This is a genomic window from Nostoc sp. JL34 (assembly GCF_017114945.1).
Taxonomy (GTDB): domain Bacteria; phylum Cyanobacteriota; class Cyanobacteriia; order Cyanobacteriales; family Nostocaceae; genus Nostoc.
Map to the genome: position 1 here is coordinate 44538 of NZ_JABXKQ010000119.1, position 23785 is coordinate 68322.

Annotated in this window: 24 protein-coding genes and 1 pseudogene; 11 read left to right on the forward strand and 14 right to left on the reverse strand. The window is 43.7% G+C overall.

All coding sequences use genetic code 11. The features are described 5' to 3' along the window. Window positions 1-564 (reverse strand): annotated as a pseudogene (locus HWQ44_RS21175) (hypothetical protein); the annotation flags it as partial. Between the two features lie 367 nt (window positions 565-931). Between HWQ44_RS21175 and HWQ44_RS21180 the strand changes: the two are divergent. The 3 genes from HWQ44_RS21180 to HWQ44_RS21190 all read left to right on the forward strand — a co-directional run bounded on the left by HWQ44_RS21180 (window position 932) and on the right by HWQ44_RS21190 (window position 1906). Beyond that, window positions 932-1108 (forward strand): hypothetical protein, encoded by a 177-nt coding sequence (locus tag HWQ44_RS21180; RefSeq protein WP_292722617.1) that lies wholly within the window; start codon window positions 932-934, stop codon window positions 1106-1108. 41 nt (window positions 1109-1149) lie between these two features. Then, complete coding sequence (locus HWQ44_RS21185; RefSeq protein ID WP_179065660.1) at window positions 1150-1347, forward strand: hypothetical protein; 198 nt, start codon at window positions 1150-1152, stop codon at window positions 1345-1347. Between the two features lie 82 nt (window positions 1348-1429). Further along, a complete protein-coding gene (locus HWQ44_RS21190; RefSeq protein WP_292722622.1) occupies window positions 1430-1906 on the forward strand; it encodes a Tic20 family protein in 477 nt (158 codons plus the stop codon). 3 nt (window positions 1907-1909) lie between these two features. On the opposite strand, the gene HWQ44_RS21195 is transcribed toward HWQ44_RS21190, so the two are convergent. Continuing rightward, window positions 1910-2683 carry a fumarylacetoacetate hydrolase family protein gene (locus HWQ44_RS21195; protein ID WP_292722624.1) on the reverse strand — a complete coding sequence of 258 codons (774 nt, stop codon included), beginning with the start codon at window positions 2681-2683 and terminating at the stop codon, window positions 1910-1912. Window positions 2684-3062: 379 nt separating this feature from the next. Here HWQ44_RS21195 and rpsF point away from each other — a divergent pair, with 379 nt between their 5' ends. Further along, window positions 3063-3419, forward strand: a complete 357-nt coding sequence (gene rpsF / locus HWQ44_RS21200; RefSeq protein ID WP_292722625.1) for a 30S ribosomal protein S6 — start codon at window positions 3063-3065, stop codon at window positions 3417-3419. A 224-nt stretch (window positions 3420-3643) separates the two neighbouring features. Further along, window positions 3644-4204, forward strand: coding sequence for an Npun_F5560 family protein (locus tag HWQ44_RS21205; protein ID WP_292722627.1), 561 nt, complete (start codon window positions 3644-3646; stop codon window positions 4202-4204). A gap of 180 nt (window positions 4205-4384) precedes the next feature. Here HWQ44_RS21205 and HWQ44_RS21210 read toward each other — a convergent pair whose 3' ends face one another. Further along, window positions 4385-4519 carry a hypothetical protein gene (locus HWQ44_RS21210; RefSeq protein ID WP_292722629.1) on the reverse strand — a complete coding sequence of 45 codons (135 nt, stop codon included), beginning with the start codon at window positions 4517-4519 and terminating at the stop codon, window positions 4385-4387. Between the two features lie 167 nt (window positions 4520-4686). After that, a complete protein-coding gene (locus tag HWQ44_RS21215; RefSeq protein WP_292722631.1) occupies window positions 4687-5040 on the reverse strand; it encodes an STAS domain-containing protein in 354 nt (117 codons plus the stop codon). Between the two features lie 485 nt (window positions 5041-5525). Here HWQ44_RS21215 and HWQ44_RS21220 point away from each other — a divergent pair, with 485 nt between their 5' ends. Further along, entirely contained in the window at window positions 5526-6155 is a 630-nt protein-coding gene (locus HWQ44_RS21220) for a DedA family protein (RefSeq protein ID WP_292722633.1), read from the forward strand. Between the two features lie 69 nt (window positions 6156-6224). Here the strand turns inward: HWQ44_RS21220 and HWQ44_RS21225 are convergent, their stop codons facing one another. Continuing rightward, complete coding sequence (locus tag HWQ44_RS21225; RefSeq protein WP_292722635.1) at window positions 6225-7427, reverse strand: argininosuccinate synthase; 1203 nt, start codon at window positions 7425-7427, stop codon at window positions 6225-6227. A gap of 402 nt (window positions 7428-7829) precedes the next feature. Here HWQ44_RS21225 and HWQ44_RS21230 point away from each other — a divergent pair, with 402 nt between their 5' ends. Next, on the forward strand, window positions 7830-9557 hold the full coding sequence (locus HWQ44_RS21230; RefSeq protein ID WP_292722636.1) for a S8 family peptidase: 1728 nt from the start codon (window positions 7830-7832) through the stop codon (window positions 9555-9557). A gap of 114 nt (window positions 9558-9671) precedes the next feature. Next, on the forward strand, window positions 9672-9971 hold the full coding sequence (locus tag HWQ44_RS21235; RefSeq protein WP_292722639.1) for a hypothetical protein: 300 nt from the start codon (window positions 9672-9674) through the stop codon (window positions 9969-9971). A 209-nt stretch (window positions 9972-10180) separates the two neighbouring features. Here the strand turns inward: HWQ44_RS21235 and HWQ44_RS21240 are convergent, their stop codons facing one another. From HWQ44_RS21240 to nfi, 3 genes are all read right to left on the reverse strand, one after another. Then, window positions 10181-12139, reverse strand: a complete 1959-nt coding sequence (locus tag HWQ44_RS21240; RefSeq protein ID WP_292722642.1) for an FHA domain-containing protein — start codon at window positions 12137-12139, stop codon at window positions 10181-10183. Window positions 12140-12219: 80 nt separating this feature from the next. Beyond that, window positions 12220-12768 carry an FHA domain-containing protein gene (locus HWQ44_RS21245; protein ID WP_292722644.1) on the reverse strand — a complete coding sequence of 183 codons (549 nt, stop codon included), beginning with the start codon at window positions 12766-12768 and terminating at the stop codon, window positions 12220-12222. A gap of 107 nt (window positions 12769-12875) precedes the next feature. Next, entirely contained in the window at window positions 12876-13541 is a 666-nt protein-coding gene (nfi, locus tag HWQ44_RS21250) for a deoxyribonuclease V (protein ID WP_292722646.1), read from the reverse strand. Between the two features lie 243 nt (window positions 13542-13784). On the opposite strand from nfi, the gene HWQ44_RS21255 reads away from it, so the two are divergent. The 3 genes from HWQ44_RS21255 to HWQ44_RS21265 all read left to right on the forward strand — a co-directional run bounded on the left by HWQ44_RS21255 (window position 13785) and on the right by HWQ44_RS21265 (window position 15705). Continuing rightward, a complete protein-coding gene (locus HWQ44_RS21255; protein ID WP_292722647.1) occupies window positions 13785-14306 on the forward strand; it encodes a hypothetical protein in 522 nt (173 codons plus the stop codon). 167 nt (window positions 14307-14473) lie between these two features. Further along, the gene (locus HWQ44_RS21260; protein ID WP_292722649.1) at window positions 14474-14614 is read left to right on the forward strand and encodes a hypothetical protein; all 141 of its coding nucleotides are present in this window, start codon (window positions 14474-14476) and stop codon (window positions 14612-14614) included. A gap of 125 nt (window positions 14615-14739) precedes the next feature. After that, entirely contained in the window at window positions 14740-15705 is a 966-nt protein-coding gene (locus HWQ44_RS21265) for an aldo/keto reductase (protein WP_292722651.1), read from the forward strand. Between the two features lie 34 nt (window positions 15706-15739). Here HWQ44_RS21265 and HWQ44_RS21270 read toward each other — a convergent pair whose 3' ends face one another. From HWQ44_RS21270 to HWQ44_RS21295, 6 genes are all read right to left on the reverse strand, one after another. Next, complete coding sequence (locus HWQ44_RS21270; RefSeq protein ID WP_292722654.1) at window positions 15740-17005, reverse strand: DNA cytosine methyltransferase; 1266 nt, start codon at window positions 17003-17005, stop codon at window positions 15740-15742. 70 nt (window positions 17006-17075) lie between these two features. After that, a complete protein-coding gene (gene lpxB / locus HWQ44_RS21275) occupies window positions 17076-18245 on the reverse strand; it encodes a lipid-A-disaccharide synthase (RefSeq protein WP_292722656.1) in 1170 nt (389 codons plus the stop codon). A 125-nt stretch (window positions 18246-18370) separates the two neighbouring features. Further along, window positions 18371-19189, reverse strand: a complete 819-nt coding sequence (gene lpxA, locus HWQ44_RS21280; protein WP_292722657.1) for an acyl-ACP--UDP-N-acetylglucosamine O-acyltransferase — start codon at window positions 19187-19189, stop codon at window positions 18371-18373. Window positions 19190-19494: 305 nt separating this feature from the next. Then, the gene (fabZ, locus tag HWQ44_RS21285) at window positions 19495-20025 is read right to left on the reverse strand and encodes a 3-hydroxyacyl-ACP dehydratase FabZ (protein WP_292722659.1); all 531 of its coding nucleotides are present in this window, start codon (window positions 20023-20025) and stop codon (window positions 19495-19497) included. A gap of 54 nt (window positions 20026-20079) precedes the next feature. Beyond that, entirely contained in the window at window positions 20080-20955 is an 876-nt protein-coding gene (gene lpxC, locus HWQ44_RS21290; protein WP_292722662.1) for a UDP-3-O-acyl-N-acetylglucosamine deacetylase, read from the reverse strand. A 204-nt stretch (window positions 20956-21159) separates the two neighbouring features. Then, window positions 21160-23640: a BamA/TamA family outer membrane protein gene (locus HWQ44_RS21295; protein ID WP_292722665.1), complete on the reverse strand. Its 2481-nt coding sequence runs from the start codon at window positions 23638-23640 to the stop codon at window positions 21160-21162. Window positions 23641-23785: the final 145 nt, after the last annotated feature.

The window sequence follows — 23785 nt, forward strand, 5'->3', positions numbered from 1 at the left end:
AGATTCCAAGTTCCCTTCTGGCAGAACAGTGGTAGCAGGGTTGCTGTTTGTAGTAATTACTAGTTCTCTGGATACAGCGATCGCTTTATCAAACGTAATTGCGGGTTCTGCTGGGGCAATAGATTCCCAGTTTTCAGAAACAGTATTTGGGTGAGCGGGTGAATTTGATTCTACATTCTCCCCCTGCTTCCCATACTCCCCTACCTGCTCTCTCACCTGGGACAACACTTGCAGTTGGACACTGTATTGCCAAGATTTACCGAGCAGATCCGACATCAAATCGGCACAACAGCGCAACTCCCAGACTCCCGACTGAAAGTAGGTAAAAGGAATTACCGCCATTAAACCTTCTGAATTAGTGCGACGCGATCGCTTGAAAATTCGCCGCGTTGGTTGAATTTCCTGGGTTGAAGAGTGAGTTACCCGTACTTCCACGTCTGTATTATGAAGGTTAGTACGAGCCAAAACTCTATATTGTCCTTCCAAAATTTCTAAATTTGGCGATTCTAGGATATGCCACGAGCGAGCGCCTTGTTTCTGTATCAGAAATTGCCAGTGTTCCATTGTGAGTGATGCCCAGACCGACGAGCCGCTGAGTAATATTGTGTATTAACTTGCTTGCAAGTTTACCTCAGTATTTTGGAAATGCATCACTTAAATGGCTATGAAGTTAACTCAGTTTTACTTACTTGACTTCTCTGGCTTGAACTAGTCACCTCAAGAGAATTTCAAGGGGTAGCTGTGTTGCTTGTGTGTAAAGCTTTAGTTGCTTTCTGAATATTAAGTTTGAGACTCCCCAGTCCTAAATTAATCGGGATGCAATAGATCCCATTGGCTGTTTCTGGTCAATTTAGAGCAAATAATTTTGTATTATTTTTTACTATAATGCCCAATTTGCAATAGACACAACGTAGAATAAATTAAGATTCACTTGACAATTTTTATTGAATTGTCATTGCCCACCTTTTTGCTACAAAGAGAGGATGTGGCTCTTAAGTGTCATCTGCGATCGCCCACGGTGGGGCAAATCACAACACTTAACCGCGCAAAACGTATCCATCTACCTGAAGCGGTTCAAAGAGCCGCTACAAAGCGTATCCTCCCCTGAGTGAAATGTGGGTGACAATGAGGATTTACAGGAGGGATTGGATGCTAGTCATTTTAATGGACGATCAAATCCTTGCCCCTGAGCAAGTTTGCCAGTCTTGTTTACTCGCTGACGGGAGCGGTCAACCCCGTTGGCGTGGCGGTCAACTGCGCTGTGGTCAAGCCATTCGCAAACTTACTCAACAGCAGCCAGACCAATATGAGTGCATGATGGGTTTTCGCATTGCCCATATAGAATAGTTGAATTTGTCAGCAAGACCAAGCAACTGCGTTATCCTAAGCTCAAGTAACTATTGAAATTTTAACCACAGGAGAACGCATAATGTCTTGGCGCGGGTCTACAACGGTTTCAGATCGGATTTTTGCTTCCTTGCCTTATTTGCTTCCTCTAATTGAAGTTTTTGTATTTGGTCAATATTTGCTCTCAGAGTTTCCACCGCTACAACTGCTGTTTCTGCCGCTTCTGCCATTGTTGAGAATTTACTATGGCGTGCGTTATGCAGGAATGATTATTTTCTTTGCTTTATTTTTGCTAGTAGTGAGAAACGAAAAAATTAGTCACTTTATTCGTTTCAACACTATGCAAGCGATCCTTTTGGACATTATTATCTTTTTGTTTAGCATCCTAACTGATGTTGTGGGACTAGTTCCCTCTGGTGGTTTTGCAATCCAAACCTTATCCACAACCATTTTTATCGGCATAGTAGGAGCAGTTGCATATTCAGTTATCCAGTCTGTGAGTGGACGTTATGCAGAAATTCCGGCGATTTCCGATGCAGTGTATATGCAAGTGCGTTAGAAGTTAACGGGCCGCTACGGTGTTTTCCAGGCGACCGATACCTTCAATTTCCACGCGGACGTGATCGCCTGGATGCAATGGACTTACACCCTCTGGTGTCCCTGTAAGCACCAAATCACCGGGTAGTAGCGTCATCACCTGACTGATATAGGAAACTAGAACATCGGGCGAAAACACCATCTGATCGATACAAGCAGATTGGACTGGATTGACATCATCATTCACAAAAGTCTGCAATCTCGCTCCTGGATTTAATTCCCGCACAATCCAAGGCCCCAAAGGACAGAATGTATCAAAACCTTTAGCTCGCGTCCATTGACCATCCTTTTTTTGTAAATCCCGCGCTGTTACGTCATTAGCGATGGTGTAGCCCCAAATTTTGGTTTGGGCTACTTGTGGTGTACATTCAAAAGCGTAATCGCCAATCACTAGTGCTAACTCTCCTTCGTAGTCAACTCTTTGTGACTGGGGAGGATATTTAATTTCCCTCTCAGATGGAATGATCGACGTGGGTGGCTTGAGAAATATTAATGGCTCAGAAGGTACTGGAGTCCCCATTTCGGCTGCATGATCTGCATAATTCTTACCCACCGCCACAATTTTTGAGGGAGCGCAGGGAGCCAGAATTTGGTAATTTTCTGGTGTCAAAATTAAATCAGTGGGTTGTCCATGTAACCAGGGCGGAGCATCTAGCACCTGCACATTTAGGGATAGCTGTAGTAACCCATAATAAATCTGTCCTTCTGGATTTTGAATTCGCACGTAGCGCTGCGCCATAACCTTGATGAATATCCTTTTATCTGCTTTTTTGTTGCTGTGAGCGGGTAGCAATCGTCAGTTAGCTGTTTAGCGAATGATTGAGCCTTGAGCAAAAAAGCGATCGCTGTAGATACCCTTAAGGAAAGATACCCGTTGACGAAGCTGATAGCTCGATCAATCTTGCCAAAGAAATATCGGGGTTGCCTCCCGGACTAGTTTTCATTCGGGACATCCAAAAAATCCAAACTCCGGCGATTTGGCTAATGATTCAAATTGAAAACTGGTAAGATTATAGTTCCTTGTTGCTTCAGATGTTGATTAATACTGGCAGTTTTAATTAAAATCAGGTATAAATTAACATCAGCAGCCACTTTTGTCCATGAGGAAACTGAAAAATATGACTACAAATTACGAAACAATGTACATTCTCCGTCCTGACCTCGGAGAGGAACAGGTAGAGCAAGCAGTTACGAAATATCAGAATTTGCTTCGCGATCAAGGCGCTGAAGATATCCAAATTCAGAATCGTGGTAAGCGCCGTTTGGCTTACGAAATCAAAAAACACCGCGATGGCATCTACATCCAGTTAAACTACACTGCGCCTGCAACTGCGATCGCCCCCTTTGAACGAGCCATGCGCTTAAGTGAAGAAGTGATTCGCTATTTGACAGTTAAGCAGGAAATCGCAGAGGAAAAACCCCCTAAAGAAGAAAAGGAAAAGCCAGCTAAGGTAGCTGCAACGGCAACAGCCTAGGGAATAGGGAGTGTGGATGAGGGAGCAGGGGGAGCAGAAGGAGCAGGGGAAGAATAACTATTATTACCAATGCCCAATGCCCAATCCCATTCAATAAAATTTTGTCTTTTTCTTTTTTCGTGACTTGTCTGGGAATGCTAAATTAACAAATACTTGCCAAAGGTAGTACTCCCGCAGTTATACCTAAGAGTGGACAAGATTCTGAATGGGAGCTGTAAGCTACTGTGATCCAATCTGATACACCCAATATCCAAGTTCTCTCTACAGAAGTATCGCAGCTACGCCAAGAGTTGCAACTTCGCGATCAATTAGTGCAACAACTATCTCAAGAACTCTTCCGGCTGGTAAAAGGTAACACTAGTTTTATGCCCCAGCAGCCGGAGCTTGAGCGCGATCTGACCCAGTTACACGCTTTGCAAGAACAACTTCAAGCCGTGGAGCAGCAGGTGGCGTTCTATCAAGAACAAATTACAACTCGTGACTCCGAAATTTACCAATTGCGACAGTCAGTCCAAGAACTTACTGATCGCACTCGCATGTTGGAGCAAGTAGTACAAGAGTTGCCTCAAATTTATCGTCGGAAGTTTGAGGAGCGGATGACGCCAGTGAGAGAAAAGGTAGCAATGCTGCAACGGGAAAACCGCCAACTACAAGCAGAACTGCAAAGTGTGAGTTACCGTTTGGCACTCAAAACTCGCAATGCTAGTCACAGCGGCATTGATTTACCAAATTTTCCTCGCCCAGCATCCGAACAAACTAACATTTCGACTCCCCAGAATGCCTAAAATTACCATTATGGTGGAATCTTAAGAGGTAAGAAAATTGGTGCGGCAAAGCAGCTTGGAGACATCCAAGTAGTATATCAAGGCAAAAATAACTATAGAGCTAGAAATAACGCAAAGGCTGATATTCTAACCTTTCTTACCTCCTGCTTCCTTACACTAGTTGCGTCGGGTATAGAGCAATTAGCTGAGAGTAATTTGAAAAACCCTGTCTTTAAAAGGCTGGGGAGTGTCACAAGGAATTGCATTGCTTTGACCAATTTTGGTCATTTCCTGCTTTGCTGGTTTAGGTAGATGGCTTCCAACAAGCAGATTCATTGATCTGCCTTTCATACTACCTAGCTCAGAACCATGAGTTTCCCTAAACATTCTTTTTTAGACAAAAGAGAGAATCAGCCTGCTAGCACCAGACTGTTATCTTGGAGAATGTGAAAAAATTCAAATATTGCTTGACTCCACCATCCTTCTATAGGTAGATTTATTATCTAGCCTGCTAGCACCAGACTGTTATCTTTGACGGTGGTAAAAACATCTTGGTAAGTGTGAAAAATTTCAAACACTGTATCGAGTTGGGTAAGTTCCAAAATTAACCGTACAGGAGCTTGCACGTTGCATAAAACCAAGCGGCAACCACTCTGACGTGCAGCTTTTAACCCTTTTACTAGAGGGACTAACCCAGAACTGTCCATGAAATTCACTTCTGCTAGGTTGATAACCCAGAGCTGATGAGCTTGAGGCACTACTCTAGCCATCTGTTCACTCAAAGCCATACCGCCTTCCAAATCTATGCTTCCTTGGGGTTTAAACAAAATCACTTGAAGTTCTTGTGTGAGAGCCATAAATTTAACAGGGTAATTAGAACACTTGACAAAAAATTGAAAAAGACATCAATACTTCTTCTCTTACAACGGCAAAATGACTGTTTTACCCAGATATTTGGGCAATTGCAGTCCTACAGTTGAGAGAGATTATTTCAGTATTCATGTCGTATAATTTGTGATAACTTTCATCAATATAGGCATAAGCGCCTAACAATTTCGGTATCAACCGTATCTTTTACAAGATTTTCACAATTTAAAGTCATATTTATAAATTTTCTATAAATTTTTTAATTTTTTTTTAATAAATATGAGCTTGTGGTAACAAATTCCAAAAATTGTCTAGTTAATAGTCAAAATTAATAGTTACCATAGACTAGAAACTATTGATTATTCAGTATTAAACCAATGACTTAATGACTCTATGTATTGGTTTGATTGACACCCCACCCAAAAACAAGCAAAGATATAGTAAAAGTAAAAATTTATAAAGACGGCGGTGCGGAATGTCTTTAGAGCTGATTTCACTAGAAAATATCCAGGAAGTTGCTCACAGTTACGGGTATTGGGCAATTTTTTTGGGAATTTTGCTAGAAAATTTAGGCATTCCCCTTCCTGGTGAAACCGTGACCTTAGTAGGCGGGTTTCTAGCTGGCAGCGATGAACTAAATTTCTGGCTGGTTCTCGGTGACGCAATTATGGGTGCTGTCATTGGTGGCACTTGTGGCTATTGGATTGGTAGAGTTAGCGGTTGGGCTTTTCTGGTAAAAGTTGGTAGCATATTTCGGATTTCTGAAGTGCGGCTGCTGAGTATTAAAGATCAATTTAGTCAAAATGCTGCTAAAGGGGTGTTTTTTGGACGTTTTTTAGCATTGTTACGAGTTTTTGCTGCACCACTAGCTGGTATAGCTGAAATGCCCTTTGGAAAATTCTTTTTATACAACTTGTTAGGAGCAGTTGCTTGGGCTAGTTTGATGGTGACATTAGCTTTTTTTGCAGGCAAAGTAGTCTCTTTAGAACAATTGGTTGCTTGGGTGGGTCAATTTGCGATCGCAGCGTTACTGATCCTCGCTGCCTTAATTGTTGTACCCCTATGGCTAGAATCTCGCCAAGTTAAGGGTGCAGCAGAAGAGTAAGTAGTCGAAGTGGGGAGATGAGGGAGTAGGGAGAGATTCTGCCTCATCCCTTTCATCCCCCTTATCTTCTTAACCTCTAACCTGCTGTGACCAAATGCGAGTCGGTAGTCCCCAAACATAGATAAAGCCTTCAGCGGCTTTGTGGTCAAATTTGTCTTCGGCTCCGTAGGTTGCCAAATCGGGAGTATAGAGGGAATGATCGCTCGAACGCCCAACTATCGTAGAGTTGCCTTTGAACAACTTGACTCGCACAGTTCCAGAGACTCGCTCTTGTGTCTTCTGAATAAAGGCATCAAGTGCAACTTTGAGTGGACTGTACCACAAACCGTTGTAAACGATTTGGCTGTAAGTTTCTTCAATGCCACGCTTGTAATGGGTAACATCTGCCGTTAATGTCAAGCTTTCTAAATCCCTATGTGCCTGAATTAGCACCAACATCGCAGGTGATTCGTAGATTTCCCGTGATTTGATCCCTACCAGCCGGTTTTCAATCATATCGATCCGGCCGATACCGTGATTTCCTACCACCTGATTGAGTTCTTCAATTAGCTCAACTGGCTTTTTGGCTATGCCATTGAGGGTTGTGGGAATACCACCGTGGAAACCAATTTCTATGTACTCTGGCTCATTGGGAGTGTTAGCGATCGCTTTGGTCATCTCATAAATTTCTTCTGGTGGCTCAAATGACGGATCTTCGAGTAAACCAGCTTCAATACTACGACCTAGCAAATTCTTGTCAATGCTATAGGGAGAGGATTTTTTGACTGGTGAGGGGATACCAAACTTTTCACCATAGGCGATGGTTTCCTCACGGCTCATTCCCCATTCTCTGGCTGGTGCGAGAATCTTCAAGTTGGGGTTCAGGGCGGTAACAGAGACATCAAAGCGAACCTGATCGTTACCTTTGCCGGTGCAACCGTGAGCGATCGCATCAGCACCATATTTTTCAGCCGTTTCTACTAATACCTTAGCAATCAGTGGACGGGCAAGGGCAGTTCCTAGAGGATAACGATTTTCATAAAGGGCGTTGGCTTGAATTGCTCCAAAGGCGTAATCTTTAACGAAGCTGTCTTTGACATCCGCCACCAGGGATTCACTTGCACCCGATTTCAGAGCTTTTTCTCGAATTGGCTCTAATTCATCTCCCTGACCTAAATCTGCTGCTAGGGTAATCACCTCTTCTACACCCCACTCCTGTTTAAGGTAGGGGATGCAAACTGAGGTATCCACTCCGCCAGAATATGCCAGGACAACCTTTTTGGCGCGACCCATTAATTTCTCCAGTTAGGATAACAAAGAATGAGTCATTATTATATCTAAACTAATCCATGTATATTTTCTTGATGCAACAACCTATTGGCAGATTGTCAGCAAACCCAGATAGCACAATCTGCATAACTTAATTTGTGGTTAACTCTAATCAAAGTTTGCCAAGAGGCGATCGCTTGTATACAAGTATCTTCAGTACTTATTATCCTAAGTTATATCGGAATCCGATTTGATTGCGTGAAAAAACTCAGTACAACTTAAAGAGGCTGCTTGAGTGTTGCCTAATAAGACAAGTAAGTTCTCCAAATCAAAGCAGATTTCTATAGTCTGCGTTAATACTAGAGCCACTTATCCAGCTAAAATCACTACTTTGCTGACAGCAAATAAATTTAATTGGAGGTAAAAATGAGGCACGAAAAACTTTCTCCCGGACTACTTTTGGCATTTCAAGATTATCAAAATGAAGGAGATCAAGCTTTAGTTACACACAAGCGATCGCTGGGCATCATTGCCCACAAAAGTCCAGTCAAGCCTACTAAGAGTATTGTTTTTATCTACTGCGACCCTGATGCAGACTTGAGTTACTTATCACAATATAATATTGAAGTCAATCAAAACTCAGGGAGTGTGCGGACGGCTTTTTTACCGCTAGAGAGTTTAGATGTCTTATCTGAAGAAGATGTGATTCAGCGGATTAAGCCATCACGCAAACTTCATTTGAGGATGGACACTGCGCTGGGAACAGTCAAACTGCCGGAGTTCAAGAACCGAACCGGACTGACTGGTAAAGGAGTAATCATCGGCATTATAGACAGTGGGATTGATCCGAAACACCCCGCCTTTGCTGGACGAATTTTACACATTTGGGATCAAACACTGCCAGGCCCAGGAGTGACGGAGGGCGGCTATGGGGCTGAATTTACGGGAGCGCAACTGACAATTTCTCAGGATACTGGCGGTCATGGGACTCACGTTGCTGGTATTGCCAGCTGTGCCGATGCTAACTATGGCGGTGTAGCACCAGAGGCGGAATTAGTTGTCGTCAGATCAGATTTACAGGATGCCCATATTGCTGATGGCGTCCGTTACATTTTCCGAGTCGCTAGAGAGTTGGGACGCCCAGCAGTGGTGAATCTCAGCTTGGGTGGACATGCTGATGCTCATGATGGTAGTGATTCCTTATCCAAAGTTATCGACGCCGAAACTGGCCCTGGAAGAATTGTTTGCTGTGCGGCTGGTAACGAAGGAAACGCTAACATTCATGGACAAGCGACAATACCCAGTGGACGCACCCGTGGTATGCGCTTTAATGTTCCTTTGAACCAAATAGGCATAGTTTGGTTAAACGCTTGGTATTCCAAAGACAGCGAATTGGAAGTGTCTGTGCGGAGTCCTAACGGTTTTGTTACTCCCTTCCAAAAAATAATTACTGAGGGCAATGCCGCACAAGATTACCAGTTACCAGATGCACGGGTGCAATTAGCGACACCAGGGCCAGATCAAGCCAACAGCGACCATAACTTCTTTGTGCAAATACGTGGTGTTGGCCCCTCGCAAGTAATGGGAGGTATTTGGCAGCTGCGAGTCCGCAATACTTCTTCAACTGACACACGTTTAGATGTGTGGACACTAGATGATACTTCGTCAGTGTTTTTCACAGGTAAAAGTGTGAAAGATGCGTTAAAAATTGGTTCCCCAGGAGCGGCCAGCAGTGCAATTACAGTTGCCGCCTATACTACTAAAACTAAGTACACAGATATTGATGGCCAAGTGCGAGAAATGGGCTTAGAATTGCATAGTATTTCGGAATTCAGTAGTGAAGGGCCTCTACGGAATGATGGACATAAACCAGATGTAGCAGCACCAGGAGCAATGATTGTTTCCACGCTTTCCGCCGATGCAAATTTTGACCGCTCATCGATGATTAACTCCAAGTTTGTGGTTCAGGCTGGTACGAGTATGGCGACACCGTTCGTCAGTGGGTTAGTAGCACTGCTGTTACAGCGCAATCCTCAACTTGATCCGGCTGCTGTAAAAGACTTGCTACGTAAAAATAGTGCAATTCCCAGAAAACCCGCAGGCACATTTGATGATAAATGGGGTTATGGAGTGATTAATGCCTTAAATCTGTAATTGGACTGAGAAAGATGGATATTATTTCTGTAAAAGGGTAGGCAATAATAACCGATAAATTTGATAAGTTAGAGTAGGCAAAAGTTGCCTACCCTCTTTACCAAGGAGTTGCTGATGAATTATCAGAAACTAGATGCCGCTCTTGCTACAGCACTGAATGATGTTCAAGATTCAGAAGAAACTAGTTTGGCGGTTTTCATCCATACTGAACCGATTTTAGATTCTGTGGCAACTACTGTTTTAGAAAGTTTAGGTGTTAGTGGTGTTAGCAGTGGCAAAGAGATTTTCACGGCAACACTATCACCAAATGCCATTTCCCAGTTGTCAGAGCAATCTTGGGTGAAATTTTTGAAGCGATCGCAGCAATTACGTTTGGTTAATAAGATTATAAATACAGGAAAGTTGGGAGTTTAATAGGCATTTACTACCCCTACATTGTGCGAATAATTTTTTGCTGTTACTGTGAATCAGGTTTTTGTTTTTCTGGAAACTTACACTTCACCTCAATTTCCAGATTACTTTCAGCAGAGCTTTTGGTAATGTAAGTGAATGCCTGCTTTGCCATCCAACTTAATTGGAAAAACAGCTAGGTAAATACTATAAATTCCTTCTACTTTCTTAGACTAAGGTGACTGATTTAATACCCACTTCAACCACTGCCTAAAAGAACTTATAGTATTCAAACGATGGACTCCTGGCGCATGGGTGGCGGCGAGTCCATCAACGGCGACTAATGCGGCGTACTGCAAGCCCAAGAAACTATCAACTGCTGCATAAGGGCCACCTAAAGTAATAGCCCCAGCCGCATACATTTGACCTCTATCACTACGCATTTCTACTAATTCAAAATTGTTTGCTACAGTCAATCGCCCCAGGTTATTCACTGGGAGGTTGTAATGTTTCACCAAATCTGCTAAAAGAGGATTGGTATCTACCTTGGCATCCAGTCCGGTAGCGTCAACAATAAAGTCAGCGAGCAATTTTATTTCCCCAAAGCTTTGTTCTCGGATACGGGTAATAGTCCGGTTTTGGGCATCTCGTTCTACATCCAGCACCTCTCCAAAGGTAATTTGATACCATCCTTCGCTTAACCCTTGGGCGGTAATTTGCTGCCAGTCCTGGCGGTCGGCGGTGGTAGTTCCACCCCAATCGGCTAATAAGCGTTTGCGTTCATCGGGGGTGGCTTTTTCTAACATTGCCCGGAGTTCGCCGCCCCAACAGGCTTTAGGCCAGTTAAAGGGTTGAAATTCGTAATGATTTTTGACTAGGCGCGTGGCTCTTTGAAATTTGTTACCTTGAGGTTTAGGCGATCGCATTAAGTGCAAAACTGCAATATTCCGATTTCGTTTTCTGGCTTCGTAAATCCGCTGCACAATCCGCGAAGCCACAATGCCCCGCCCCCGAATCAATACCGTACCACCTTGTTGCTCTAGTTGCTGATAAACATGATCGTGGGCTTCATAAGCATTGACGACAGATTTAAAATCTTGATATTTTTCCCTATAAGCTTGCAAATCTGGTAGAAACTGAATTGCTGGATACCCAGTAGCTAAATGTAAATAACGACTAACTAGAAAAGCATAATTTCCTGGGCCACGAGAATAGGCTACGCAATATCTGCCATCATCAGTTTTACGAATTATCCTAACTCGTCCATAGCGATAAATTTGATTCCAGCCAATGCGCTTCGTCTCTCGGTCTATGGAATCAAAAACATTACCCGCACGAGGAGTATAAGTTTCTGCAAATGTTGGTTCAGCAAACACTTGCCACAAATACTTGAATGCTGAGTTTATCTGTCCCTTAGCTAAGTCACCCCAAGCTTCTCGCAAGGCATAACTAGGCCAGCCCCAAATATTATCAGGACAAGAGTCAGAATTAGAACGCAGTCTTTCATATAGAGGAATTTGCGAATTCAGACAAAGGCGCTTGTAACGGGCATAAGGTTCCGCCTCTAATCCCAAAGCCACAATTTTGTCAGCACGTACACCACTAATTCGCAACAAATCAGCCCATAAAAAGCTACCCAATCCCGCCCCGATCGCTAGATAATCAGATTCATCTACTGGTAATCCCGTAGCATGAAGTGCTTGCACAGAAACCTTTTGTGCCTGAAATGCCAATGGCGGGAAATTACTTGCCACCGGCGTTAGCGGCTGGACAACAGGCAAGCTGGGGTCTGGGCGATTGGTATTTGCGTTGAAGTGAATCGTTGAAGGGGGGCTGGTATCTGGTGCAGAGGCGCTAGCACCAAATGTCACTGCGATCAGATATGGGCCAATTTGTAACGTATCGCCACTAACCAGAACACTGCGCGTTTGTGGTTGACCATTGACATAGACACCGTTAACGCTACCTTGGTCAATCACTACTAAATGGTCTTGTTCCCAGTCAATTAGGGCATGGTAACGAGAAACTTCGTTACTGTTAAGCAGCATCCGAGAAACCCGCACTCCTCTGATTTCAGCAGGTAAGCGAGCAAATTCTCGACCAAAAGCGATCGGCATACTCAACAGTGGTTCTCGCCGTTCTCCCGTAGCTGGTTCTTCCCAACTCAATTGGATTTGTAAGTCATTTGTCATTTGTCATTTGTCATTTGTCATTGGTCATTTGTCAAGAGTAAGAGTTAGAAATTCTTCCCCTGCTTCCTCTGCACTTCTCCTCAAGTACCTGGTGCTACCAACACACTCACAGCCGCAGCTAAAGATGTGCCACACCAATGACAGCCAATTTGTAGATTCTCTCCTGGCGAAACTTTATGACATTTGGGGCATTTTAAGCCATAAACTCCTGGCGGTGGCGCGGGGGGTGTTGATGGATGGTGGTGATGTCCGTGTACTAGTGGATGGGGTGGCAGCAAAATTGTTGCTGGAATACTACCTGTGGAAATGCCAGTAACGTCGAGTTTTATTTGTCCCAAAGAGATACTAGTGCCCTCAATTAAAGGCATTTCACCTTGGACTAATTGCCGTCCATCGACAACGGGAGGATTTTGCGATCGCAAATTCCTGATATAAAAGCGCTGTTGCTGGTGATGAAAAAATATTTCAACATGCAGACCAGAGACAGTGGGGTGACTCAGAACAATGTCGCACCGGAGGGGGTCACGACCGATGCGGACAGTGCCATGATTTTGACTTGGCTGTTGTTCGTAAATGTTCTGAGTTTTATCTTGACCTGCATCGTGCCACTGTAAAGTTAGTGCGTTCATTGTTCTAACTTCGTAAATCGTATTTAGCTACTTCAACTTCTTTCTGTGCGATTCCTAACATGATTGAGTAGGTGCAAGCAAGTATTTAGAAAAAACTTCAACAAGCTTTATTTCGCTGATGCTAATTTATCAGCAATGCGTGTAGTTTCTGGCAGCCGATATTTGGGCGTGCAGCGTAATACATAGTCAATTGCTGTCGGTAAACTAATTCGATGACCACTAGAGATGTACAGAGGTTTTACTCCTGTGCGCGATCGCAAAACTGCCCCAATGGTTTCACCGTCATATATCAGTGGTTGCGTACTACCTTTAGTTTCTGCCAATTCTTCATGCTTACCTATCAACCTCGACTTAGCTACACCAATTGTCGGTATATCTATAAGTAACCCTAAATGGCTAGCTATACCTAATCTGCGGGGATGAGCAATTCCCTGACCATCACACAAGATGATATCTGGTGTTGTTTTAATTTTTTCCAGGGCATCGAGGACAGCTGGAATTTCCCGAAATGAGAGGAATCCAGGAACATAAGGAAAGGTTGTAGGACGATGTGCTAGGCTTGTCTCGATTACTTGCAAATCAGGAAAACTCAGTACTGCGACAGCTGCACGGCTAATGGTTCCATCAGCTTCAAAACCCATATCCACTCCAGCAACGTACTGGATAGGTTCTTGCAGTTGATCTTCAGTAATTACTTGATCTTGCAGCTTTTCTTGGATAACTATGGCTTCTTCTAGCGTCGAGGGCCAAGCATGAACTCGATAAAACTTCATATTGAAAATTGGAATTAAACTGATTAATTTTAATCTTGTTAATTTGGCAAGCACAAAACCAATAGTTTTTGATGTTGCTCCAGGGAAAATATATTTTTTGCAAAAGTCTGTGAATGACTATCTTTATACTAGACATTTTAGCCCTAGTTAGTTCATATCTTGCATCATAATGTTACTTAAGGCTGTTAAGAGGGAATCCTGAGAATATAAGTTTGTTTTTCTAGATTTTCTCTTTTACTGGTTATGACACAGCCAAATATTCTAAAACTTGCAAAACAGGGAGACACCCAGGCGATCGCATCTCTGATGAACCGCCACCTACACCCCAAAGGGATCACTGCAAAAGTTACCTTTAAAGATGCTTGCTTAGAGGTAATGCTAGAATCTGCCCAAGTACCAAATCAGCAAATTTTAGTTGCATTTATTCGCAAAGGTTTAACCGCTTTAGGGGCTGCATCTGTTGAAATTGTGAAAGTTTATGGACAACAAACTGGTAAAGATTTTCCAGCTTGGAGTAAAGAGTTTGATTTGAGCATGGTAGAATTTGAAATAGAAGCGATAGATAATGAACAGTCTTCTAGTAATCCTCAAAATTTAACTATTTGTATTAACTTAAGTGGCGATACCGCACAGGGATTAACAAACCAAGATTTTGAATTTATTGCTAATCAAATAAGTACTGATATTTTATCCTCTTGTACTGATGTTTTTATTCAAAAAGTAAGTATTAGTAATGGTAGTTCTGTGATTACAAAAGAACGTTAGTATTTAATTTTCCTCATGTAGAAGTGTAGAGAAAGAGTATCAAACCGGAGCTTTTGCAAAACTAGTAATTACATCAAACTGATACATCTCGAGAGGCAGTAAGTAAAGCAATTAATGCAGCTAACCTTACCCAATCAGCAAAATCTCCAGATGAGTGGAAAGCAGTTGTGAGTCAGTGGAAAGCTGCGATCGCATTTATGAAAAATGTGCCATCTTCTAGCCCAAATTATGCCATAGCCCAGCAAAAAATCATAGAATATCAGAAAAATATCAACTACGCTGAGAAAAATGCCGTCGGTGGCAAGTAATGCGATCGCACTTATTCTCACCTATCCTGATGAAATGTGATGGATCTATGCTTTAGAAGGATATCCAGTTAATTGCTCTTAGCTAAAATTTTATAATAAAAGTAATTTCGCCCCCAAAGCCAATCATGACAGAAGGAAAAACGCGGCGTAATTTCCTAATAACCAGCATTGCTGTAACTGGAGGTATTGTGGCAACTAATACTTTTGGGCAAAATATTACCAACACCGCAACACCGCCAGCAGCTATGCCAGAACGGGTGCTGGGACGCACAGAAGTAAAACTCCCGATCTTCGGGTTAGGAGGAGCAGGACAAACGCCGCTATCCTGGGAAGGAAAAGAGGGTGATGCTGTGGCAATTATTCAAAGAGCGCTGGAACTTGGCATTCGCTACTTTGATACAGCAACTAGTTATGGGCCGAGTGAAGATTATTTAGGTAAAGTGCTACCACCCCATCGCTCAAAGGTGTTTCTAGCAAGCAAGACTGATAAAAGAGATCGGGATGGAGCATGGCGAGAATTGGAGCGATCGCTTAAACGTCTCAATACAGATTATCTCGATTTGTGGCAATTACATCACGTTTCTTTTTCTGAAGAACTCGACACCATCTTTAGTCCATCTGGTGCAATTAAAGCTTTAGAAGAAGCCATACAACAAAAATTGGTACGGTTCGCAGGTATTACCGGACATCACGACCCTCAAGTGATTGCCGAAGGCTTACGTCGCTATCCTTTCCACACGACACTGATTCCTGTGAATGCTGCCGACAAACACCACCCACGGCCATTTATCCCAGTGGTTCTACCAGTTGCTCAAGAAAAAAATGTCGGTGTGATTGCGATGAAAGTCCCGGCTTATGGTCGGCTGTTTAAATCAGGTGGGTTGACAGGTATGGAGCAAGCTTTAGGTTACACAATGTCTCAACCTGGAGTACATTGTTGTGTAATTGCGGCAGAAACTGTTTCACAATTAGAGAATAATGTCAAGATAGCGCGGGCTTTTCTGCCCCTCAAAGAGGAAGAATTAACAGCGATCGCACTGGCGGCTGCTAATATCTGGGAAGATAGTACATTCTTCCGTACTTGGACTTAGCCCAAGCTTGCACATATTACAAAGTGTATTCTTATCAGTCACGCTGATAATATTGTTCCGCTTGCGACATATTAAATTGTAGTAGCTTCTCTTCTCCTAACTTGTATCGGAAACTCGGCTTAAAAGGCAAAATATTTAAACTGCGAATAATTTCCGCCGCCACAGCCTTTGCTAGTAAAGGTGGTACAGAGTTACCAACTTGCCGAAATCCGTGCCATTTGGTTACATGAAATCTAAACCAATCCGGGTAAGAATGCAATCTCGCCGCTTCCCTGACGGTGATACAGCGCGGCGTAGATGGATGAATCGGTCTAGGAGATGTGAAAGAACCCCTATACTTGTCTGTTCCGGCTCTTAAAGTATTACAAACACCCGCAGGATGCAGCTTATAAAAACGACTAATTTTTTCTCTCTCGCCTTGTTGAGTTTCTTGAAAACGTTGAATAGTTTCCGCAGAATGTTTTGTTCTTAAACTTGAAGAAAGTATTCGCAAATCATATTCTCGTTTGTAAGAATAATCATCGTCTAGGCATTTGATACCGCGAAGTACAAGAGCATAGTTACTAGGCTTTTCGTATTCTCCTACAACCCAATCTCTTGTTAGTAACTCTGGATATTTTTCTATTTCAGGTAAATCTCCAATTGCATCCAATACTGTGGGACTCAATGGGATGTCAGATATTTTTTTATAAACTAAATTATTTAATAATGCTTTTTTAGTAATCGGCTGGGGGTATTTCGGTAACTCTACATCCTCCCTTGCACCTATGAGAAATAATCTCTCACGAGATTGTGGTACTCCGTAATTTGCAGCGTTGAGAATTTGGTAATTTTCTTCTACTTGATAGCCGTGAATTCTAAACTCGCTAATTAAGGTTTGGAGGATTTGTTTATGTTGGCCAACTGTGATACCCCGAACATTTTCCATCACAAAGAATTTCGGTTTTAGCTCAAAAACCAGCCGATGAAAGTGAAACACCAAAGAGTTTCGGGGATCATCAACAGCCCGTTTACCAATTAGGGAAAATCCTTGACATGGTGAGCCACAAATTACCACATCAATCTCGCGATCGCCAATCTTAGACCGATTCCTAATTTCTTCCCCGGTTGTATCCACAACACTTTTACATAACACTGAGCAATAAGGAAAGTTAAACTCATGTGTTGCACAGTGAATTGGGTCAATTTCCACAGAGGCTAGCACATCAAAACCAGCTTGCTCAAAGCCAAGAGTCATACCGCCCGCGCCAGCGAATAAGTCAACTGCGATCGCTCTTTGTTTTTTCATCTCATAAGCCATGACACCTCTAAAGGGATTGGGAATTGAGTATTGAGTATTAAATATACAAAATTTCCCCAGTCTCCAGTCCCTAATCCCCAGTCCGCGGCAGCATTTGCAAAATTTCTTGAGCAGCGCGATCGCAAACTCCAACTTCTCCTAAACTTTGCCGCATTTCTTCATAATCTAGCAAAGTTTGCTCTCTGCGACTGGGATTGAGTAGCAGTTCCATCGCTGCTTGGATAATATTCTCTGGTGTGGCTTGCTCTTGTAAAAATTCTGGTACAATCGGCTTCATCACTACTAAATTGGGTGGCGATGCGAAGGTTATTGAACCTTTGAGGATTTTCCGAGCTATCCAAGCAGTCAGGGGACTGAGGCAGTAAATTACCACTTGTGGCACGTTTAATAGAGCAAGTTCTAAGTTGACAGTACCAGATTTGCTAATGCCTAAATCAGCAGCAGCAAAAACTTCCTTTTGTTGACCTGACAGAACCGTAGCCCGTAAACCGTAGCGCTCAATAGCCTTTTCAATTGGCTGTCTATAGACTTCCAGCGACAGGGGAATCCAGAAACGAACTTCAGGTAATTTAGCTTGAATAGTTTGGGCAGCCTGAAAAATAATTGGTAAAAGATATTTTAGTTCTTGGCGGCGAGAGGCGGGGAGGAGTGCGATCGCAATTTCTTCTGGTGCAATCCCCAGTGTGGCACGAGCTGCTTGGCGACTGGGAGCATCTTGCATTCGGTCAACTAAAGGATGCCCTACCCAACTAACTTTTGCCCCTTTCTCGCGAAAGTAACGCGCTTCTTGTGGGAAGATTGCCAACAGCTTGTCTGTAAAGCCAATAATCCGGTTAGTTCTACGCAAACTTAATGACCAAGCCCACTCTTGGGGAGCAATGTAATACACTACAGGCACATCTGGTAACTGCCGTTTCATATAAGTCCCAATTTCCAGATTGGGAGTCATATAATCGATCAGCACCACTAAATCAGGAGGATTTTGCTTTAGGGAAGCGATCGCCTGACGTTGCACTTGAAGAGTTGGTAAAACATAAGGCAGCCCTTCTAGAATACCCATTGAGCCAATACTACTGGTATTTCCCAGCAGAATTGCCCCAGCCTCTACCATTTTTTCGCCACCCAGGGCCACAATCTCTAATTCCAACCCAATCGCCACAGCTTGACGCTTCAGCGCTGTAATTAGCAGCGACCCTTGTAAATCGCCAGATACTTCGCCAGTGCTGATAAATATCCGCATTTGATCATTAAAGTTAGGAGTTAGAGTGAGGAATTAAAAGTGAGGAGTTAGCAGTTAAAAGTTAGGAATGAGGAGTTATGAATTAAAAAATTTAATTTATCAACTCATAACTCATAACTCCTAACTCACGATTCATCACTCGCGCCTTTTTTCCCTTTACCAGGAATCAAGCCACGCCTTCCTGGCATCTGAGAAAGTAGCAGGAAGCGACGCAGATGCTGCAATTCTTCGCTATCCCCTAATAGTTCCAACTGTTCCAAAGCATCCTTAAAGGACAAATCAGAACGGTAGAGAATGCGGAAGGCTTTTTTCAGCATTTGCAAATCTGCTGAGTCCATACCAGACCGTTTGAGTCCAACAAGGTTGAGGGTTCGCACCCGCGCCGGATTTCCCTCCACCAGCATATATGGGGTTACATCCCGGTCAATACGTGCCATGCCTCCTACCATTGCATGTCTACCAATACGCACAAATTGATGGACACCTAAAACCCCACTCAGTCTAGCGCGTGACTCTATATGGACATGACCTGCTAACGCCACAGAGTTAGCAATCACTACTTGGTCTTCAATCACGCAGTTATGAGCCACATGGACATAAGCCATCAGCAAATTGCCATCACCAATCACCGTCGCTTCACCAGCACCGGTAGCGCGGTTAATGGTAACGTACTCACGAATCAAGTTATTATCACCAATTTTGACCCAGGTTGGTTCTCCTACAAACTTCAGATCCTGAGGTTCCATGCCGATGGCCGCACCTGTAAAAATCTGATTTTGCGCCCCAATTTCACAAGGCCCCTCTAGCACTGCATGAGCGCCGATTATTGTTTCAGGGCCCACTTTGACATGCGCTCCAATCACAGCATAGGCACCGACTTGCACTGTATGGTGGAGTTCCGATTTAGGATGAATTACAGCAGTTGGATGAATTAGCGTTTTCAAGGGTGAATCTCCAGAACTGTCTTGATAAGTCAGCGCCAAGTAGGGTTTCTAAGGCAGCGTGTTACTCTGGTTAAGAGAGTTGTACAGACTACCGTCCCATCAAGGCGACTGGTAGAGCGTTAAGTATTTCAGTGAACGAAAGTGTCGGGCAAAGCAAGTTAAGTGTGTTCGAGTAGCATCTCGTAGAGAGGGCGTCGAAAATCAAGAAATTATCAGATGCTGTTGTGGATTTTTTTAACTGTTATCCTTTTTCAGGATTCAATAAGGGCATTTCACGGCTATGCCCACACCACGAAAGCAAACTTTTAGTTGACTAGAGAAAACATTAATTCCCCTTCACAAGCAAGTTGACCGTCAACTTCGGCACGACCTTGCATCTTACCGAAACGACGTTGTTTTACCCATAACAGTTCCACCGTCATTACTAGTTGATCCCCCGGTACTACCTGGCGACGAAAGCGGACTTTATCGATACCAGCGAAGACGAACAGCCCGCCATCTACCGGAGACATTTGAGTTAGGACAATGCCCCCAACTTGTGCCATTGCTTCAACAATTAGCACCCCTGGCATCAGTGGACGTCCAGGGAAGTGTCCTTGGAAATGAGGTTCGTTGATGGTGACATTTTTAACGCCAACAGCTTTTTTACCTGGAACGTAGTCAATTATTTTGTCTACAAGTAAAAATGGGTAACGGTGGGGTAGCAATTTCTGAATTTCTTCAGATGTGAAAGTTGTTTTAATCTCAGAACTGATTGTAGTCTCATTTATAGCCTGTGGTTCGGTAGATGTAGGTGTAGTCGTATCGGTGATATTCACTTCAGTGAGGATTGACATTGGCCGTGTAGTTGATTTTTTATCTGAAAGTTGAGTAGGCGTATATCCAAAGCCTTAATAATCTAGGATCTTCGGCTTTAGTTCTAACCCCAAATCTAAAATTCTTTGAGCCAGTTGAATGTGTAAATTATGACTAGCTTTATACGCTAAGAAATGAGCACGAGGAAAAGTTCCCAGTAAACTTAAATCTCCTACTAAATCCAAGATTTTATGACGGACTGGCTCATTTGCAAATCTCAATGGTGAATTTAGCCAGCCTTCTGGCCCACAAACAAGTGCATTATCCAAACTGCCACCTTTAATTAACCCTGTTTTTTGTAAGTGTTCAATTTGATGCAGTAACCCAAAAGTACGGGCAGGAGCAATTTCCGCAGCAAAGCTAGCAGAAGCTTTTCCTAGTTCAGCGGTTAGTGACCAACTATGCCATTGATTACCAATAGCCGGCAGGTCAAAATCAATACCATAACTAAAGCGGGTTTCTGGTGCTGGAAGAGCAGATACAAAGGCATCCCCTTGATAGACCCATATTGGTTCTGTAATAGCCTTGGGAACTTGGTTGTTAACAGGTTGTGATACTAAGCCAACTTCAGCAATGTTGGCTGTCCACACACTTGCTGAACCATCTAAAAGTGGGACTTCTGGGCCATTAATTTCAATCCGGGCATTATCTACGCCCATACCCGAAAGCGCTGCCAACAAATGTTCTACCGTGCGAACAGATACCTCACCCTTACCCAACTGAGTTGAGAGAACAGTGTGACTAACTGCCGCAACTTGGGCTGGAATTATCGGTAAATTTGGTAAATCCACCCGCACAAAGTAGCGTCCACTACCCGCCTCAGCTGGTAGTATCCGCACTTGGGTACTCACACCGCTATGCAGTCCCACCCCTATTTGGGTGATTTGGGCTGCTAGAGTGTGCTGTTGCATAGCCGAAAAGTCAATATATTTCCTTTAGTATTGTTCATCGTCTGTTTTGGTAAAATCCCTGATATTCCCCGAAAAATGTCATTAATCCCTTTATCGGAACAGTATTGAGGTAAATGTAAAAATTAGCAAGCTAATCCAAAAAAGTTAATTGTCAGTTGTCCTTTGTGATTCACTAATGACCAATGACTAATGACTAATGACAAATTAAAATCTTTCGCCAATACCGAAATTAATCCGGCTATCGCCATCGTCGTTGATACCATAGTCAATCCGAATTGGCCCCAGTGGAGACTGGACGCGAACGCCAAGACCATAGCCGAAGCCACTGCCATTTTTGTTCAACACTTCAGCCGCCCTAGTACTAGTTCCCAGGTCACTGCCGAGATCAAAAAATAGTGCGCCGCTGACTACTGAAAAAACTGGAAACCGATACTCAACTGATGCTTGCACATAAGAGCGTCCACTACCTAATGCTCCTTCTTCATAACCCCGGACGGAGTTGCTACCCCCAAGGGTAAAAGCTTCGTAGGGAGGCAAGTCACCAAGGATAGTTCCTGCTTGCAGGTTAAAGGCTAAGGTTTGTGCCCCTTTGCTGAGGCTAATCAGCTTGATGGGTAAATATTGGCTGTAGCTACCCCGGAATCTGGTGAGGAAAATGTTGCCTAGCCCCACTGGGACTGACTGATCGACTCCAAAGCGGAGATAAGAACCGCTAGTAGGTTGCAGGGGGTTATTACGGAGATCGCGCTGTGCCCCCACTTGCAACAGTAGTAAATCGTCTTGACCGCTGCTAGAGAGAGTTAGTGGAATTTCATCACTGATACGGTTTCCAGTATTATCATCAAATACCGCTCCTGTTTTTTTGAGATTGCCATCAGCATCACGGGCAGAAACTCGTTGATACTGTAAACCCGCTGAGGCAGTCCATACGGAAGTTTTGTAAGGATTAGAGGACAGGGGACGGGTAAAGGTGACACCACCACCTATACGGAGTATGCGGGGGCGATCCTGAGAATCTGTATTAGTGGGATTAGCTGCATCAAACGTCCTAATATCTTCATCTTTGCCATCAAAAATCAACGAAATGGAACTGCGGCGAAAAATATTAGTTGTATAGGAAGTCCGGTAAGGATCTCCTGCAATCCAGGGGTCGGTATACCGCAGGTCAAACAGCAGTTCCCGTTCTCCTACCTGTACTTCTGCCCCCAGTTTTTGATTCCTACCGTTCAGGTTTTGCTGTTGATAGCTAACTGTTCCAAAAAGTCCGCTAGCAGAACTGATCCCTGCCCCAGCCGCAATAGAACCGCTGCTGCGTTCAGCTACATTAACTACTACATCCACCTTGCTGGGGTCAGTACCAGGGTCAAGGGACACATTCACATCTTCAAACAGTCCCAGTCCATACACGCGCTGTAGGTCTTTTTGCACTGTGTTGCGATTGAATACTTGTCCTGGCTTCAACTCCACTTCTCGGGTAATGATGTAATCCTGTGTCCGTCCCCGAATTGGTTGTCCCTTCTCGTCTGTCTCCTGACCATCTTTATTGCGGAACCGGACTCTAATGTTCTCTACTACCCCTTCTGCTACTTGCAAGGTAACAACTCCGTTTTCAGAGACTTGTGGCGCTCCAATCACGTTGGCTAGTACGTAACCTTGGTCTTGATACCGCTTGTTTAACTGCTTGATGCCTTCTTGCAAGTCACGCAAGTTGAGGATTTTGCCATACTGCCCCTTAAATACTTCATCTACAGTATTAGCTGGTAGTACAGAAGCAACACCAGTGCCAGGATTGGCTTGCACTTCTACTTTGCTCAGGACGGGGTTAGGCTGTACAACAAAACTCACTCGCACTCCCAAGGGGGTATCTTCTGGCGTTGCTTGGACGTTGGAGAAGAAGCCAGTACCAAAGATGGCGTTAATATCTTCTTGAAGTTGGCTGCGGGTTGTTGTTTGTCCTGGTTGGGTACGAATTACTTTGTAAACTTGCTCTTCTAGTTCTGTTGGTAGTTGCCCGGACTGTGATCTAACTACTACTTCCGACACCAGTACACGGGGGTCATTGGTTTCTGGGGCTGTGTTGGGTTGAGTATTTCCCGGAGTTGTCGGCGGGTTAACATTCTGCGGACTGGGAGTAGCACCTGGGCGGGGGGCAGGTGTTCTTTGCTGACTAGCTGGGGGGGGAATGTCTGGAGTGGCTGATGGTTCTGGAGTTGTGGGTAATAAAGGTTCCGTTGTCGGTGGGTTAACATTTTCTGGGACTGGAGTAGTCTCAGGAGTTGGGGAAGGCGTTGGTTGTTGAATTTCTGGCGCTGGAATGTCTGGAGCGGGAGACGGCTGTTGAGTAGGGCTGGGAATGATTTGAGGGGTTTGTGCAGCTTTTGGCGTTGTGGAGGTTGGTCTTATTACCTCTGGAGTCGCGATTGCTGCTGGATTGGCAGGGTAAATTGCGACAACACGCGATTGCTGATGCTCCCCCTCTGTAACTCCTATGGATTTAGATCGAGATTCTAAACTTTTACTAGAGTTACTCTGACCAGTATCCTTTTCTGGCTGCTGATTTGTTTCTAGTGTCAAAACTTCTGTTGTCTGTTTTGAACTGTTGGCGGTTTCTGCATTTGCACTCAATGAGCCGCCCAAAGGGACTGCAATTGCTACTGCTGCCAGCAATACGGGAGATAAACGCATTTTACTTATAATTCCTCTTCACGACCACACACACACGATCACAAGGCAATAATGCCCTTATGCCAAAGGTAAAACTCAAAACATAATTTTTTTCTTTTGCTTTTTTACTTTACAAGGCAAAAGGCAAAAGGCAAAAGTTAAATAT